Source organism: bacterium, assembly GCA_035527515.1.
In the GTDB taxonomy this organism is placed as follows: Bacteria; B130-G9; B130-G9; order B130-G9; family B130-G9; genus B130-G9.
The window spans coordinates 13,024-28,467 of sequence record DATLAJ010000001.1 but is presented as its reverse complement, the minus strand read 5'-3'; the positions used below and the strand labels follow the sequence as shown (position 1 = coordinate 28,467).

The 15,444-nt window shown below is 54.9% G+C and carries 14 protein-coding genes, 2 tRNA genes, 1 other RNA gene and 1 pseudogene; 9 read left to right on the top strand and 9 right to left on the bottom strand.

The genetic code is table 11. The features are described from left to right. Nucleotides 1-171 precede the first annotated feature (171 nt). From VM163_00125 to VM163_00095, 7 genes and pseudogenes are all read left to right on the top strand, one after another. On the top strand, nt 172-1,095 hold the full coding sequence (locus VM163_00125; GenBank protein HUT02283.1) for a site-specific DNA-methyltransferase: 924 nt from the start codon (nt 172-174) through the stop codon (nt 1,093-1,095). Beyond that, a pseudogene (locus tag VM163_00120) lies at nt 1,037-1,174 on the top strand (restriction endonuclease). Before VM163_00125 ends, VM163_00120 begins: the two are co-directional and overlap by 59 nt. A 132-nt stretch (nt 1,175-1,306) precedes the next feature. Beyond that, nucleotides 1,307-1,888, top strand: coding sequence for a hypothetical protein (locus tag VM163_00115; protein ID HUT02282.1), 582 nt, complete (start codon nt 1,307-1,309; stop codon nt 1,886-1,888). Nucleotides 1,889-2,122: 234 nt separating this feature from the next. Next, entirely contained in the window at nt 2,123-3,160 is a 1,038-nt protein-coding gene (hrcA, locus tag VM163_00110) for a heat-inducible transcriptional repressor HrcA (GenBank protein ID HUT02281.1), read from the top strand. A gap of 48 nt (nt 3,161-3,208) precedes the next feature. Then, nucleotides 3,209-5,404 (top strand): C25 family cysteine peptidase, encoded by a 2,196-nt coding sequence (locus VM163_00105; protein HUT02280.1) that lies wholly within the window; start codon nt 3,209-3,211, stop codon nt 5,402-5,404. Between the two features lie 10 nt (nt 5,405-5,414). Then, nucleotides 5,415-5,679: signal recognition particle sRNA large type (ffs, locus tag VM163_00100), an RNA gene on the top strand. Nucleotides 5,680-6,178: 499 nt separating this feature from the next. After that, a complete protein-coding gene (locus tag VM163_00095; protein HUT02279.1) occupies nt 6,179-7,549 on the top strand; it encodes a hypothetical protein in 1,371 nt (456 codons plus the stop codon). Between the two features lie 108 nt (nt 7,550-7,657). Here VM163_00095 and VM163_00090 read toward each other — a convergent pair whose 3' ends face one another. The 4 genes from VM163_00090 to VM163_00075 all read right to left on the bottom strand — a co-directional run bounded on the left by VM163_00090 (nt 7,658) and on the right by VM163_00075 (nt 10,204). Beyond that, complete coding sequence (locus VM163_00090) at nt 7,658-9,250, bottom strand: hypothetical protein (protein HUT02278.1); 1,593 nt, start codon at nt 9,248-9,250, stop codon at nt 7,658-7,660. Between the two features lie 449 nt (nt 9,251-9,699). Beyond that, a tRNA-Met gene (locus tag VM163_00085) sits at nt 9,700-9,773 on the bottom strand. 7 nt (nt 9,774-9,780) lie between these two features. Next, nucleotides 9,781-9,857, bottom strand: a tRNA-Met gene (locus VM163_00080). A gap of 62 nt (nt 9,858-9,919) precedes the next feature. Continuing rightward, nucleotides 9,920-10,204, bottom strand: coding sequence for a septum formation initiator family protein (locus VM163_00075; protein HUT02277.1), 285 nt, complete (start codon nt 10,202-10,204; stop codon nt 9,920-9,922). Nucleotides 10,205-10,630: 426 nt separating this feature from the next. Between VM163_00075 and VM163_00070 the strand changes: the two genes are divergently transcribed. Both VM163_00070 and VM163_00065 read left to right on the top strand, forming a co-directional pair. Next, complete coding sequence (locus tag VM163_00070; protein ID HUT02276.1) at nt 10,631-11,170, top strand: HD domain-containing protein; 540 nt, start codon at nt 10,631-10,633, stop codon at nt 11,168-11,170. Nucleotides 11,171-11,175: 5 nt separating this feature from the next. Beyond that, a complete protein-coding gene (locus VM163_00065) occupies nt 11,176-12,291 on the top strand; it encodes a D-alanine--D-alanine ligase family protein (GenBank protein ID HUT02275.1) in 1,116 nt (371 codons plus the stop codon). A 20-nt stretch (nt 12,292-12,311) separates the two neighbouring features. Here VM163_00065 and VM163_00060 read toward each other — a convergent pair whose 3' ends face one another. From VM163_00060 to VM163_00040, 5 genes are all read right to left on the bottom strand, one after another. After that, a complete protein-coding gene (locus VM163_00060; GenBank protein ID HUT02274.1) occupies nt 12,312-13,394 on the bottom strand; it encodes a 3-dehydroquinate synthase family protein in 1,083 nt (360 codons plus the stop codon). Nucleotides 13,395-13,454: 60 nt separating this feature from the next. Continuing rightward, nucleotides 13,455-13,874, bottom strand: a complete 420-nt coding sequence (locus tag VM163_00055; protein HUT02273.1) for a hypothetical protein — start codon at nt 13,872-13,874, stop codon at nt 13,455-13,457. Between the two features lie 57 nt (nt 13,875-13,931). Next, the gene (locus VM163_00050) at nt 13,932-14,336 is read right to left on the bottom strand and encodes a clan AA aspartic protease (GenBank protein ID HUT02272.1); all 405 of its coding nucleotides are present in this window, start codon (nt 14,334-14,336) and stop codon (nt 13,932-13,934) included. A gap of 11 nt (nt 14,337-14,347) precedes the next feature. After that, on the bottom strand, nt 14,348-14,563 hold the full coding sequence (locus tag VM163_00045) for a type II toxin-antitoxin system HicB family antitoxin (protein HUT02271.1): 216 nt from the start codon (nt 14,561-14,563) through the stop codon (nt 14,348-14,350). 187 nt (nt 14,564-14,750) lie between these two features. Beyond that, the gene (locus VM163_00040) at nt 14,751-15,008 is read right to left on the bottom strand and encodes a hypothetical protein (protein HUT02270.1); all 258 of its coding nucleotides are present in this window, start codon (nt 15,006-15,008) and stop codon (nt 14,751-14,753) included. Between the last annotated feature and the right edge of the window lie 436 nt (nt 15,009-15,444).

The following is a 15,444-nucleotide window of genomic DNA, read 5'->3' as shown; positions in this document are numbered from 1 at the left end:
GTTTGGACAGGCCATTAGAATCGGCCGCGGCATTGTGTTTTGCTGGTGAGAAAGCGCATGCGATGAAAGCGATGAGTGGTTTGACTTGTTACATCGTAGTGGCCTATTCTTAGCTAAGCCATCGGTTGGTCAATGCGTGGCTGGTGTTTGAGGGGAGGGTTAGTGACTTCAGTGTCAAACGTGTTCGATCGTGCCAGCATATCTGACAGATTTGACCTGTCAGAGCGCATTGTGCTTTGCCACGCAGACTGCATGGAACTGCTGAAGCAAGTCCCGGATGAGGCCATGCAACTCATAGTCACTTCCCCGCCATATAACATCGGCAAAGAGTATGAAAAAAGGCTAAATCTCGAGGCCTATCTCAAGCAACAGGCAGTAGTTATTGAGGAATGCGTCCGCACGTTGTCGCCCCAAGGCAGCATTTGCTGGCAGGTAGGTAATTACGTGGATAATGGATCAATTATCCCACTTGACACTGTTCTATACCCTGTTTTCAGCAAGCTAGGATTGAAGATGCGCAATCGGATTGTCTGGCATTTCGGTCATGGGCTTCACTGCAGCAAGCGCTTCTCGGGTCGATACGAGACGATAGTGTGGTTCACAAAGTCGGACCATTACACGTTCAATCTGGACCCTGTCCGGGTCCCACAGAAGTATCCGGGCAAAAAGCATTTCAAGGGCCCTCACGCTGGGCAGCTGTCCGGTAATCCGAAGGGCAAAAACCCCACCGACCTATGGGTCATACCCAATGTCAAGAGCAACCACGTGGAGAAAACCGAGCATCCGTGCCAGTTCCCCGTTGAACTGATCGAGCGACTCGTTCTGTCCATGACCAATCACGACGATTGGGTGCTTGATCCTTTTTTGGGGACTGGAACTACCATAATCGCCGCCATTCGGCACGGTCGCAGGGGTGCTGGGGCGGAAATAATGCCCCAATATGTTCAAATCGCTCGCGAGAGAATTGAGCAGCAGATTGACGGCACTTTGCGGACACGCCCAATGGACAGGCCGGTTTACGATCCCCAGAAAGCCGGAAATCCTCCCAATGAAATCGATGCAAACCGAGATGAGCTCGGGCGTGGGGTATTATGAGGGGGAGCTTTACAACGTGGTCCGACAAGGTCGCGGTGTTCCCGCCGTTCCCCTAGTAATTGTAGGGATCGAGCCCTAACAAGCGCAACGCTGGGATCGGAAGCCAGCAAAACAGAGAAGCAGCCACGAAGGGGCTGGACAAAGCCCCACTGACCTGGCCTATTCTCGACGTAGTATCAGTCTCTTGAGGCAGCTTGACGGAAGGGGCAACATGAGGCGAAAGAGAATCTCCACAGCTTTCTACACCCTGGCCTACGGTTTCAGTGTACCCGCCTTCCACTTCCTGACCTGGTTCATGCTGAACGGCAAGAGCCAGGACGCCATCACTAAAGACACATTCACCTTGCTCGTTTTTCTCGCTGCTGTAATACAGGTATTTGCGATTGCAGTCCTGCTGACATTCATTTACAGGGTCTGGAAGGCCATTCAGGACGGTGAGGCCAGCACATCGCCGGCGGCTGCTGCCTGGCTGCTCTTGATCCCCATCTTCCAGCTCTTGTGGGTGTTCAGGTCAATATGGGGATTTGCGAAGGATTACAACCGGTTCCTAGGCCGCCACGGACTCGAGCTCCAGAAAGCGCCCGAGAGATTCTACCTGGCATGTTCGATATTTCTGGCGGTCAGGTGGACTTATCAGACTGTGGGCACGCTCCAGCCATTCTTCAAGGGAATGATTCTGCTGGGACCATACTCGCATATCCTTACAATATGGTCGCTCGCTCTAACCCTGATTATCATCATAAGGAGCTCTAATGCGGTAAATGCCCTGCCGGAACCGGCGGCAGAGCGTTGAGGCGAGCTCGACACGTGCCACCCGACCGTCTCTGGCAACCGGAAAAAGTAGCTACGAGGGCAGAGGCTCTCTGCCGCAGTATTCTCGTGTTTCATACCTTTGCCGGAGGGGCAGGGATCGTTGCGACCTTTATTGCGGCACGGCTCCGTGTGCTTGACATCCCGCGAGTTATTGCACATATTATATCGGTGCAAAGTTTTGAGATTCTCTATTTGAGAAACACCGGGAAATAACGTGAACCAAGAATGCCTTGACGCTCGGCAGCGAGAGGTGCTTAGGAGCGTCGTTGCGCACTTCATAGGCACAAACGAGCCCATCGGCTCCAGAACTGCCTCGAAGATAACGGGGTTGGGGCTCAGTCCAGCATCAATAAGGAACGTAATGGCCGATCTGGAGGAAGCGGGCTACATCTGCCAGACGCACGCCTCGTCCGGGCGAATCCCGACCGACAAGGGCTATCGGTATTTCGTTGACAACCTGATGTCCAGCGAGACGCTTACCCCTGACGAGAAGAGATCGATCGAGGGACATTATGATGACCAATCGCTTTCCATAGATGATCTGCTGACGAAGACCTCGGAGCTTCTATCCACGTTCACGGGGCAGACTGGCATCGCCTCGCTGGTGGACCTTTCTGGCATTGCTTGCCGGCGCGTGGACTTCATCCACATTCATGACCGCCGGATTCTGGCCGTCATCGTCGCGGAGAGCGGCATCGTGACCAACAAAGTCATAACACTTGACGAGGAGATACCCCAGGAGCAGCTGGACAAGCTGGCTCGGCTGGTCAACGACCGTTTCAAGGGCCACTCCCTTTTGAATATCCGGGAGCAGATTCAAACTCAGATAAAGGATGAGCGCCGGCATTTCGACCTGTTGCTCGACCTTGCCCTGCGGGTATCGAAGGAGGCTTTCCCGACCAGGAAAGAGGCGGAGAAGCTCTACGTGGGGACGATGCAGAACATAATTCACAACGAGGATTCCAGGGACTTAGAGCGACTCAAGGCCCTCTTGATAGCGATGGAGGAGAAGTCGCGGCTGATCAGGATACTGAATGAATGTCTATCCGGTGGGCCAAAGATATTCATAGGCAAGGAGTGCGACATCCAGGACCTTAACGATTGCTCGCTTGTCGCAGGGTCATACGAGTGCAACAATCAGGTGCTCGGAACTGTTGGAGTATTAGGGCCCACGCGGATGCAATACGCGAGGCTGATGGCGATTGTGGATTTCACGGCAAAGCTCACGAGCCGTCTTCTTTCGAGGTTGTGATTGGTAGCTTGGCCCAGAACTCTTGAATATCAAAAGGGGAGATTTCAGTTGGCTGTCACAAGAAGTGTTTTCACGCATTCGTTAGTCGTCTTGGTTGCGGTATTGACAGCGAGTTGTCTTGTTGGCTCGAGCAGCGCAGCAGCGGCAAGCAATCCATCCGACATGGAGCGGCTTATCAAGCTGCCGGTCGAGTTCTCTCAGCCGTCGATGATAGAGGTTGACGGTGTTGAACGGGTCGATGTTGCGGAGTGCGAGCAGCGGATCGAGGGCCGTCTCTGCCCCCAGATTCCGTATAAAACAATAAATGTGACGCTCCCGCTTGAGGCGCGAGACGTTCGGCTCGAGGTCTGTGGCGCGTCCTTCAAGGAGTTCGCGCTGCCCGCGCCGCTTCAGGTTGCCGAAGGCCCCATGCCATTGTCGGACCCATCTTTGTTTACGCCGCTTGCGAATCCCAAGTTCGAGGAGTCCGCCTGGTTCCCGAGGGATTGGGCCGAGATGCGGGTGAGCGGCGGCCGGGACCTCACCGACTGGAGCTTGAAAAAATTCGTAACGATCACCATGTATCCGGTGCGGTATCTCGCGAGCGAGATGAGGCTTCGGTCGCTTTCGTCGGCCGAGGTTAAGGTCTCCTACTCGCTTGAGCGTGCCAAGTTGACGAGCAAAAGCGGCGGTGAGAAGTGGGACCTGCTTGTTATCAGCCCCGAGGAGTTCGCCGATTCGCTCAGCGGCCTCATCCTGCACAAAAACCTCATGGGCCTCAGGACAGTCCTCGTTACGCTCGAGGAGGCCTCGGCCAATTCCCACGGCTACGATGACCAGGCCAAGCTCAAATACTTCATCTCTCAGTGCTTTCAGGACCACGATGTGCGCTTCGTTCTTGCCATCGGTGACGCCGACAAGTTTCCAGTCAGATACGCTGATGTCTGGGACAATTACGACGACTACTCAAACGTGACGGACGGCCATCTTGTCCCGTCCGACCTCTATTACGCCGATCTCTACGATGCGGACGGCGAGTTCTGCACGTGGGACGCCAATGACAACGACGTTTACGGCGAATCATCATCAAGGAGCCCCAACCCCGACCAGGTTGATCTGATGCCGGATATCCTCTTCTCGAGGCTCCCTGTAGGGCGAACAGCCGATCTCAGTCTCATGGTCTCGCACATAATCAATTATGAGTTGAACGTCTCGAACACATCGCCCTGGTTCCACGACGCGGTCTTGTGTGGGTCCGTTGTTTCGGGGCCTGCCCCGGAGGGCGAATGCGCCAGCGAGCAGCTCGCCTCGGACGTTTTCTCAAACTACGACTGCGTGAAGCTCTATACGACAGGGACCTTCGACAAAGATGCGACTTTGACGAACTTAAGCGTCCTTCATTACGTAAGCAAGGGCTGCGGCTTCGCTACCTATGTCGGGCATGGCACATACAAGGGATGGGCCTTCGGAATGGGGAACTACTTTTTCGCCGACGACCTCAGCCGCCTTACCAATGCTGACATGCTGCCGTTCGTGTCCGCTGCCGCTTGCGAGACGGCCGGCTTCGACAACGAGAACTCGGAACATCCGCAGTTCCCCGTCATCGGGGACTGCATCGGTGAGACATTCGTGCAATGCGTCGAGGGCGGCGCAATTGCATACGTAGGGGCCACACGCGTTGCTTACGGTGCCGGTTCTGGCTCGAGCTGGAATTATTATTACGCGGCGAAGGTAAACAGGCTCATACTTCGCGCTCACAATAACGGCTATCGCTCCGTTGGCGAGATGTTTCTGAAAGGCATAGAGGGCTACATCAACACCTGGTGGTCCCCGTCGGTCTATGACATGAAGACTGTGATGGAATCTATAACTTTCGGGGACCCCTCGCTGAACATCGGCGGGAAGGTTGATGCTCTCGCGCCTCCAATCCAGGTGCAACTGTCCGTGCCGCGCTTTTCATACCAGAACGAGACAATCGCGCTGAATGTCTCTTGCACCAATTTCGAGGATGCTCGGGACGTCCTCGTGGCGATCGCTCTTGTCTCTCCCCAAGGAGACATGCTCTTCTACCTCAACTGGCAGCCTGAACTCACGGTCTTCCCGTTCACGCTTGATGCGGGATTCTCGATAGACGACTTCGAGCTTGCCTCATTCAATACATCGCTCTGCCCAAAAGGATCCAACACATTCTATATTCTGCTATTTGATCCCGATACACTAACGCCTTGTAGCAATCTTGGTGGGAGCTGCGTGTATATCCAGTAGAGATAACAAGCCGTGCTAGACGGGGAGCCAGCGGTGCCCTGAACCTGCAATCCGCTATAGCAGGGTTGAATGCCCGCCCCCGGCCAGCTGGTTTTTCGGCCTGACCGTCGTAAGCGGTGCTGAAGGTCGGGTCCTGCGCAACGAGACTCTGTGAACCCCGTCAGGCCCGGAAGGGAGCAGCGGTAAGCAGACCCTCTCGTGTGCCGCAGGGGTGCCTGATTGGAGCTGGCTGCGATTGGTATCGCGGGGGCCTCTGGTCAAAGGCGGGTGCACGGCTTATTTCTATACCAGGGCCGGCGCATCATCGGTCTGGACCGATTGACACATGTAGAGGCAGCAAGCGCCGACCGCACAAAAGACCATCCGCGGCCATATCACCCTCACCGGCCACGGCCTGCAACCCGCAAACCTCAGCCGCGAACCAGCAGCCGTTTAGACGCCGAACGTGTCCATCTGGATTATAGCGGAGTACATCTCGAACGACACGGGCTGGGGTATCTTGGCTCTGGCCTGAACAGGCCCAAAGGCGGACATCTTGCCGTTGACGTCTATCTGGCTCTAGTTCGTTTCTTTATGGACCTTTTTGGTCAGCTGTATGCCTAATGGGGTGTATCATCCAACCCCTATTCCAACATCAGCTGATTTTGCGGGGGTTGACGCGCGAGGGCGACAGACGTATTCTTGTTCTTGTTGATTTGACTGGTTGGTCAGTTTCCCAATTTCTTAGAGGCCGTTGTCATGTCACACGATTCCGTGCAACATGCGAAGCGCCTGTTGACTACCCGGATTAAGCTGTTGTCCGTGGTGCTTCTTGTGGTGTTGCCAGCGTTGGTTTACTGGGGGGTCTGGAAGTACGCACGCGTCTCAGCTGATACCCAGGGCTATCTGGTTAACACCAGAAACATCGCAGACCTGCGTTTTCCCACAAATCCTCACCGTGTGCCTCTGGCTCTCTTTCCGGCTCTGTTGACGGGGGTGACGACCCTCGATTCGGACGCTCGCTTGCTGCTTTTGCTGCATCTTTTGATGCACGGTGTCGTAGTGCTGGTAGTTGTTTACGTGATTCGAGATCTGGGGCTACCAATCATTGCTGCTATCGGTGCCGCGGTCGTTCTGTGGCTTCCACCTTATGCTGACCACTGTGCGTATATAATGACTGAGTCACCCGCGGAGCTGCTTCTTTCGCTTGGGTTCTTGGGCTGCTACCTGTTCCTGAGAGAAGAGGCGTCTAGTGTGAGTCAGCCAAACAACCTCGCCAACGTTCCTGTATGGCTTGCGGGAGTGTGTTGCTCTCTGGTCGCGCTTGTTCGTCCAACGTTTATGCTGCTTTCGCCGCTCACTCTTATCTTTTGCCTAGCTGCTACCTTTGTGCGCAAAAAACGTAGATTCAGCCGTGGGGAAATGCTCAAAATGACAGTCGCTTTTCTGCTACCTTTCGCTGTCTTTGTGCTCGGCTGGAGTTTCACCAATTATGTCCGTTTTGGTTGGTTCGGTCTGAGCACCATGCAGGGTCAGTTTCTCGCCACAAGAACTGTTCCTGTGCTTGAGAGGATACCGGATTCTCACGCTGAGGTGCGGGAGCTCTTGATCAAATACAGGGACCGGAGCCTTGTTGCCAGGGGCAGCTCGCACACCGGGCTGATGTATATTTGGCAGGCTGAGCCTGAGCTTAGGAAGCTCACCGGAATGGGCATCGGGGAGCAGTGCAGCTATTTGACCCGGCTGCAGGTTCGCTTGATACTAGCGGCCCCCATGCAATATCTTGCAATCGTCGGCCATGCCTGCGTCAATTACTGGTTTCCGGCCGTCTCGAAGCTGTCGTTCGGGAACTCAAGACCGCTCCAGTTGGTCTGGAGCCTGGTTGAGTTTGTGGCATCCGGCTTATTCCTTATGATACCTGTCATAATCGCGATTCAGCTTGCGTTTGCAAAGCGCATTGCCTTCTCTCCTGGCAAGGTTGTGGCTTTGCGCAGAGTGTTCTTCCTGTCAGTAACGTGGCAAATTTATAGCTGTGCAGTCTCCTCGGCTGTCAACGTAGGTGCGGCGCGTCACCGCGTCCCGATGAACTTCTTGCTTGTGTTTGCAGTTATGCTGCTGCTGTCTGCTGGCGCTGAGAGTTGGACCGTTCGCAAACGAACAGATTGAGCTGGTCAGAGGCTATTCTGGCCGCGTTACGCGTGAATGAGACGACAAGAGATCGACAGATGAGGGCATTGGACTCGGCGCGGGTCCAACAACCCACTTCATCCATTCCTACACGCCGAACGTGTCCATCTGGATTATAGCGGAGTACATCTCGAACGACACGGGCTGGGGTATCTTGGCTCTGGCCTGAACAGGCCCAAAGGCGGACATCTTGCCGTTGACGTCTATCTCCACGAGGAAGTAGTAATAAAGGACTCCGGGGCTTGCGGACCTGTCGAGCACGACGTATTCGCCGCCCGCCTCGAGCGTCCCTGTTGCGTCGATGAGCTTGGGCGTGATCTTCTCGAACGACTGAAAGTCCGGCGAATCGCTTCGATATAGGTGGAAGCCGGCGGTCCCGAGCTCTGTTCCGGTCTTCCAACGAAGGAGTATTGAGCCATCGTCGCGCGCGGTCGCCTCGAACGAGTCCAGCGTGATGTAAGTACAGTCACCGATCGGCGTCTGCCATATTTCCGTGCCCGTTCCCGTTTCAGGGATATCATCACTTGTATCATCATTCCAGGTGCCGATGAAAAGACCATTGAATTTGTGGCTCTCGGCGAAGGTCCCCATACAGAAGAGGGAGTAGTTATAATCGTCTCCGAATCCATCCGTGCTTCTTTTCTCCCAGGTTGTCCCGTCGTAGCGCCAGACATAGTCCAGGGTCCCCTGGCCCGTAGTGGCGTAAAGCCAGTTCGTAGGAGGGTCCTCGTTCGTGTCATAGAAGTTAATCAGGTCTATGACGTCACTTTCATTCGTCCCATCTATAATGCAAACACCGTTCCAACTCCCAGCTGAGCCATTCGATGACTTGAAAATGTCATCACCCGAACCCGCATTGTGGAAAAGGCCAACGTACAGCTGGTTCTTGAACTCAGCGAAACACCGCGCAGCTATAGCGTAGCAATTGCCCCCAACGTTCCCATCCCAGACCTCCGTCCAATCCTTGCCATTTTCAGTGTACCGGAATATGCGGCCTGCCGTCGATTGGGTATGGTCCGTATTCCACGTTCCCGCGTAGAGCTGGTCCTCGAAGACGATCATGTCCATCACACAGATGTTGTCGGGTTCATTCTCGGCCTCGCTGCTGCCAAAGCCACCGTAGTTGACCTGCTCCCACTTCATTTCTGGCCCTCCATCTTTCAAGGAGCCGTTCGTGCGCCAGACCTCGCAGCCCGTGTTCGTATTCAACGTGCCGACGTACAGACGTTCTATGTTATCGGAGGACTTGAACACAGTCATACAATATGCGTTACAGTTGTCGGTGGGGGTGGTTCCAAAGCCGTTCTCGGCGACTTTCGTCCAGTTGAGATACGGCGCGTTACCCGTCTCCTCGGACCCGTCTGTGCACCAGACCTGACATCCGGCGTTGTTGCACACACCCATGTATAGCTTGTTATTGAAGACAGCTGCAGAATCAATGTGCTGGTTGCCCGAATCACCAAAACCGTCCTCGGCCACCTGATACCAGCTTCCGGCACTTGGCGGGTAACCGCTGCGCCAGACTTCCGAACGGTTGGAACCAGTGTCGTTGCTACCTTCTACTCCCACGTAAAGTTCCGTGCCGAACTGCTGGATGGCCATTGCCTGGCATCTGTATCGGTTGCCGCCAGTCTCAAAGCCGTCGTAGTTGACCTGCTCAGAATAAATATCGTAGTCCATAAGTTCAAAACCACTTGACGGCGCAGAAGGCAACGTTCTTGGGTGTAACATCAGCAGGTCGGCCCGACTAGAAGGATCAGTATCTGTCCGATCTCTCGAGGCCGGCACACTGTTAGTGGGCGCCAACTGCTGATCCTCACCAAGTTTGCCCGAGTGATCTGCTGATTGGCCAGAAGTCAAGGCCCCCGGGTGCCAAGTGCTGCTTAGTCCAAGCGCTGACAGCGCCAACGCAACGAGGATGGCCGTTGCCAAAAAGGCGAATCTGAATCTCATATCTATCACTCCTGACAATGGGCCTGCATCCGGGAAAAACACCGCCAGGACTTTCGGCGATGTTTCTCAGACATGCAGTCGATTAAAGAAAACACTCCCTATGATCGATAGCCAATAAGGATAATAGTATAATTACACTATCACTATAGTGGGTTTTGCTTTGATTGTCAAGTAAGTGGCGGTGCAGGGACTTGAACCCCGGACGCCGCGGATATGAGCCGCGTGCTCTAACCAGCTGAGCTACACCGCCAAGAGTATGGTTGCGGGGGTCGGATTTGAACCGACGACCTCTGGGTTATGAGCCCAACGAGCTACCAGACTGCTCCACCCCGCAACAATTGTAGAAAGGGGATAGCTAAGCTTGCGCAAAAAGGTGCGCAAACTTAGCTGTCAGCTCTACTGCTTCCACTCATCCGGAACTAGAATTACCAGCTCATCAATTTTATGCAACAGCAAGTCTTCTCTGACTTTCTTCTCCGTGTATCTAAAATCAGTCTCAAGCCCTTCGATCTGCCTCGCTAAGGCGAGGTTATCCGCAGACCTCTCTTTAACCTTCTGCGCCCACGCATCTCGCTGCCTCCGCAGGCTGTTTATTTGAGGGACGCTATTCTGAAAGAACGAGACCCACAACAGCCCAAACATATAGGCAACAACGCAGAGCCACAGCGTCTTTTTTATCAAGCGACATCACCTCATATTTTGGGCGAACGCCAACCATCCGTAACACTGATGCCGCCAGTCCAAATTGTCAAGTCCCGGTCCACAGAAGTTTCCGCATTCTGTCTTGGAGTTGTGCTGGGCAACGCTTTTGCTTAAGTGGCCTGACGCCGGCTTTGGCTCGCCGCGGCCTGACGCGGCGTGCGCTCTGTTAAGAAGCGTGCGGTTGTATCGATGGCGGCTTCCAGGTTCAGGATAGATGTCTATCAGAGGGCGGTGTCAAACCACCGCCAATGAAAGCGGCGTCAAGCCGCCGCACTCCACAAATAATCTGTCGCCCAGACGGTCAATCTGATTCTTGGGGGTCGGCCCATGTTCTTGCATTCCAGAAAGTGGAGCTGTATGCTTATAGCATAACTATGGAGACAATCTTCGAGAAGGTTTTTTGAGATGTCTTTTGATGATGAACTGAGCCGTGTGCTTCCCGAGATCGCCCTGATCGAGGATGAGCAGTTGAGGTGTAAGGCTGTTTACGCCTGGCAGATCGCGCTCGAGGCGGCTGGCATAGCTCCTTCTGCCATGAATGAGATGCCGTTCTCGCTGCTTGCGAAAGGCTGTGGGATCAGTTTGGCCCAACACATCCGGGCCGTAACGAGGTCGGCGCTTTCGCTTGCAGACGCTATGGCATCGTCTTACGGGGGCCGCGTCAAGATCGACCGGGACCTGGTGGCGGTGGGCGGGCTGTTGCACGATGTCGGCAAGGTTCTGGAGCATCAGAGGACGGACGAGGGCTACGTGAAGGGTTACTACGGGAAGATGCTGCGTCATCCGTTTTCGGGCGTTTGGGTGTGCGAGCGTGCCGGGTTGCCTGTCGAGGTCTTGCACATCGTGGCCGTGCATTCCAAAGAGGGTGATGGAGGGTATCGCAGCATCGAGGCGAACATAATCTTCCACTGTGATTTCGCCAACTTCGAACCATTCAAGGACTGATTTTGATGACATCGAGCAGACTGCGGGTAGCGGTGATATTTGGCGGAAAGTCGGTCGAGCACGAGGTCTCGGTGGTCTCGGCCAGGTCCTTTGCAGGAGCGATGGACAAGAGCAAATACGAGCCGGTTTTCATAGGCGTGGATGGGGACGGCCGTTGGTATTTTTTGGGCGCTAGCATGGAGGGAATCGGGGACAGAGTGGTGCCGGGATGCGGGGAGGAGATGGGTCTTCTGTCTCATGCCTTCACGAAAGCGGACTCGCAGCTTAACAGCAGTCCTCAGGTAGGCAGCACTGGGCGTATTGACGTTGTTGTGCCGATGGTTCACGGGAGCTTTGGAGAGGACGGCTGCATTCAGGGACTCTGCGAGCTGGCGGGCGTTCCATACGTTGGCGCCGGTGTGCTCGGTTCAGCGGTGGGCATGGACAAAATCACGATGAAGCGGCTGCTGGATGCAGATGGCATCTCCGTCCCCAAGTTCATCGAGGTAACCACGTGGGAATGGCAGCAGCAGCCAAGGCGAGTCAAGAGTAGGATTAGAGCGAGGATCGGCTACCCATGTTTCGTCAAACCATCTAACTCCGGCTCTAGCGTCGGGATAGCCAAGGTCAACGAGGCAAAGGCGCTGAGCAGCGCTATCAACACGGCGCTGGAGTTCGACCGGAGGATCATCGTTGAAAAAGCCATTGACGGTCGCGAGCTGGAGTGCAGCGTCCTGGGCAATGACGAGCCTATCGCCTCGGTCGTGGGTGAGGTGGTGCCGTGCAACGACTTTTACGACTACGACGCCAAGTACGTTGATAAGGGGTCGGAGCTGGTAATCCCGGCAAAGATACGCGAACGCGCCTCGCACAACATCAGGAGCTGCGCGGTCCGGGCTTTCAAGTTACTGGATGGAAGCGGGATGGCGAGGGTGGATTTTCTGATGGAACGGGCCACGAAACAAGTTTATCTAAGCGAGCTCAACACTATCCCGGGATTCACCGACATCAGCATGTATCCCAAGCTCTGGGAGGCATCCGGCGTTTCATACCCCGAGCTTGTTGATAGGTTGATACAGCTTGCGCAGGAGCGGCATCGTGAGAAAGCGAGGAGGCGGTTCGATTACCGAGGGAGGCGCTGAGTCGCCGGACTGCGCACGGCCTAGTGCTGAAGCTGCCTCAATAGGTGCTCTATCTCCACGTCTGGGATCGGCTCGGACAGGAACGCATTACCAAAGTCCTTGAGCAGTATGAACCTGGGCGTCCCGTTCTGGGCCTTAGCATCGTTACGCATCGCGAGAACGAGTTTCGCAGGCTCGATCTCTGGCGGCAAATGCGTCGGGAGGCCGGCCATCGAAATCACCTCCCGCAGGAGCTCAACGCGTTTTGCCGGCATATAGCCAAGCTCCCTCGAAAGAATTGCCGCACCGTGCATCCCGATTCCCAGCGCTGTCCCGTGCGCCATCTCGTAATTCGTGACCTTCTCAATCGCATACGTAATCGTGTGGCCCCAGTCGAGCACGAGACGCTCGCCAGAAAGCCCGGTCTCGTCGCGCTCGATTATCGCTATCTTGATCCGGTTCGCCTCCATAATGTAGCCAAGCACCCTGTTCATGTTCCGAGAGACAATATCGGGCATATCGGTCTTCAGCTCGCAGGTCTTGCCACCCAGGCCCGCCACCTTGTTGATTATCTCAGCGATGCCGTTGATGAACTCACTTTCAGGAAGCGTCTCGAGGCATTTCTGGTCGAGAACCGCTGCCCTCGGTTGGTAGAACGTTCCGATGAGGCTCTTGCCGAGGCGATGGTCCACCGCGCAGCCACCGATGCCGATGTCAACCTGTGCAAGGAGCGATGTCGGTATCTGAACGAACGGAACGCCTCGCTTGAAAGTCGCGGCCACGAAGTTGGCTATGTCCTGAACGACACCGCCGCCAAGCGCGATGATGCAGCCCTCGCGGTCCATCCGGGCCTTTGCGCACTCCACGTAGAGCTTGCTGACCGTCTCGAGGTTTTTATGCCGCTCCCCGGCGGGGATGAGCGCCCAGCTCGCATCTTTCTTCGGCAGGCCTGCCATAAGCCGCTCGCCGTGCAGCTCTTTGACTATGGGATTGCTGACAATCAGAACATTGCCGTTTAGGCCCTTCTGCTCAAGCACTCCGGGCAGTAGGCCAAAAATGTCGCTGCCGTAATGAAGGCTATAACTGCGCTCGCCGAAAGTCGCGGCTATCAGTTCTGTCTTCACATGTTACCTCGGTTCAACGGACGTTCTGGAGTAGCAGAGCAAATGGCAAATACAATCTATTCACAATGGTCGCCTAATGAAGAACAGTGTCAGCCAGACTGCGAGCGCCACTGGGGGTGGAAGCGCCGCGAGGACAATGGTGCCCCTTTTGGCGCAGAATGTCTTAATCTCGTGCTCCCACACGCTTATCCGTAGCCGTTGTCTCCGGCAGTGTCGCTTGTAAGCATCTCTAATTTTGGCAATGGCGAAATACACCCCTGCCCAAAACACGCAGAAATGTATATTAGAAATGATTGATTGTAGCTCCGTGTTCTGGCTCTGGGAGAACGAAGTCAACAGATATACCGAGATGAGAATAATCTGCACGGCGACGAAAGAGAACGCCTCCCTTCCCAGAGTCGTCTCGCTGTAGAAGAACGAATAGGCTCGAAGCGTCTCCGCCGGACTCGCCTTCGGACTCTCAAGCTCTATCTCATCCATTAGCAGTTTCTCACCTACATTGCTTCGCTCTGCGGCCAACCGCCAACTGCCAACTGACTAAACTAATGGCAAAAGCGGCTTGTCGGGCGATTCAGGTCTGCCGACCAGCCTCTGCTCCACTGGATCGATGTGCCAGTCCATTTGCTCTAGCGGAACTGCTCCCAGCAGTGGCCTTGTGTCTCGTGGAATCTCTATGGCTTGCACCGCGCACTTCCTGCCCTGCACCTCAATCTCAACAATGCCTACAACGCGGTATTCGTGGCTGCCGCCGTCGGCAGTGAAGACAGTCGTTTTGTCCATTGGAAGAAGCCTAAGTCGCTCCACGATCTGGATTGGTAGTGCCAGTTGAACCGCGCCAGAATCGACGATCGCATCGCAGACAACCTCCTCGCCACGCTTCTCCTCGGGCAGGAACCTGTTCTGCCAGTTGCGTAACGTAACCCTTACTGAGAATGTTCCCATGCCTCATCTCCTCAGTTCTGTGCGGCCACATTGGCGGTGTCATCGATAATGACCTCCCCGTGCCTCGCCATGCTCTCAAGGTATGCAGAGATCGCCTCTTTCGCCATCGCGCGCGCCTCAGTGATGTCCGCGCCGAATGTAACGCATCCGGGCAAAGACGGAACGGTCACGGTGTAGCCGCCCTCGGGCTCGTGCCTTAGGACAATTCGATATGTCTTGCTTGCCATACCAGCCTCCGTTTGAGCGATTATCAGACCCTCATGAGGGCAAGTTACCCTATTGCACGATGGCCCTCAACCGCCAACTCACTGAAGGATGAAGGCGGAAGGATGAACGATGAAGGAACTGCCAACCGCCAACTAATTCTAGCGCGTCAGCCGGTGACGATGACAGTAGTCCCATCGAACTCCTCGATCATTTGTCCGTTTTCTCAGGAGCCGGTGGCCATATTGCGGCAAAGAAGCCCCTGACAGCTCTGACAATGACCTCGGTTGCATCTCGACAAATCCCCCTGTCAACAATCTCTTGGATCAGTCTATCAGTCTGCTCATCAATGGCCACAGTCCGAAAGTCCTGCCCTACCTCATACTCTTTGAGCCTCAAGAAGTCCTCCCAGACCTCGTGTACATCCATCAGCGCCTCTTCAGGCTCGTGAATCGCTTTGGTCGTCACGACTGACCTCCTTAACTCTTCTATAAGCGAATTCTATCAGTTTTTTGGAATAGTGAGTTCCTTGCTCACGACACTGCTGCAACATTTGTCTTATGTGCTCAGGCCCTAAGAGTCTATGTTCTGCCGCTAGGATAAGCAAGCCCGGAAAACCTGAGATGTGAATTCCTTCTCTCGAGGCAACTGACCTTGCAGCTCTTTCGTCCAAGAGCACAAGGCCACCTCGTAATTCCCTTCCAAGCGCCATTGCTATGACTTCTGACTCACCCATGTGGGTTATCGGATTCTTGTTTCGGGAGCAACGATCTACTTCGGTCGCTATTCTCTGCGTGCAGGCCCTTTCATTCTCGTTTGGCAAACGGATGCTCAAGAACCCGTCTCGCACGACCGCCTCAGTTTCCGGTGCCCAGCCGGAGGTTCTGAGCTCTCCCATACACAC

What these genes read in the sequence shown, in the direction of transcription:
- VM163_00090 (HUT02278.1), bottom strand. Translation starts at nt 9,250, where the DNA reads ATGGACTACGATATTTATTCTGAGCAGGTCAACTACGACGGCTTTGAG.
- VM163_00050 (HUT02272.1), bottom strand. Translation starts at nt 14,336, where the DNA reads ATGGGAACATTCTCAGTAAGGGTTACGTTACGCAACTGGCAGAACAGG.
- VM163_00055 (HUT02273.1), bottom strand. Translation starts at nt 13,874, where the DNA reads ATGGATGAGATAGAGCTTGAGAGTCCGAAGGCGAGTCCGGCGGAGACG.
- VM163_00115 (HUT02282.1), top strand. Translation starts at nt 1,307, where the DNA reads ATGAGGCGAAAGAGAATCTCCACAGCTTTCTACACCCTGGCCTACGGT.
- VM163_00045 (HUT02271.1), bottom strand. Translation starts at nt 14,563, where the DNA reads ATGGCAAGCAAGACATATCGAATTGTCCTAAGGCACGAGCCCGAGGGC.
- VM163_00070 (HUT02276.1), top strand. Translation starts at nt 10,631, where the DNA reads ATGTCTTTTGATGATGAACTGAGCCGTGTGCTTCCCGAGATCGCCCTG.
- VM163_00065 (HUT02275.1), top strand. Translation starts at nt 11,176, where the DNA reads ATGACATCGAGCAGACTGCGGGTAGCGGTGATATTTGGCGGAAAGTCG.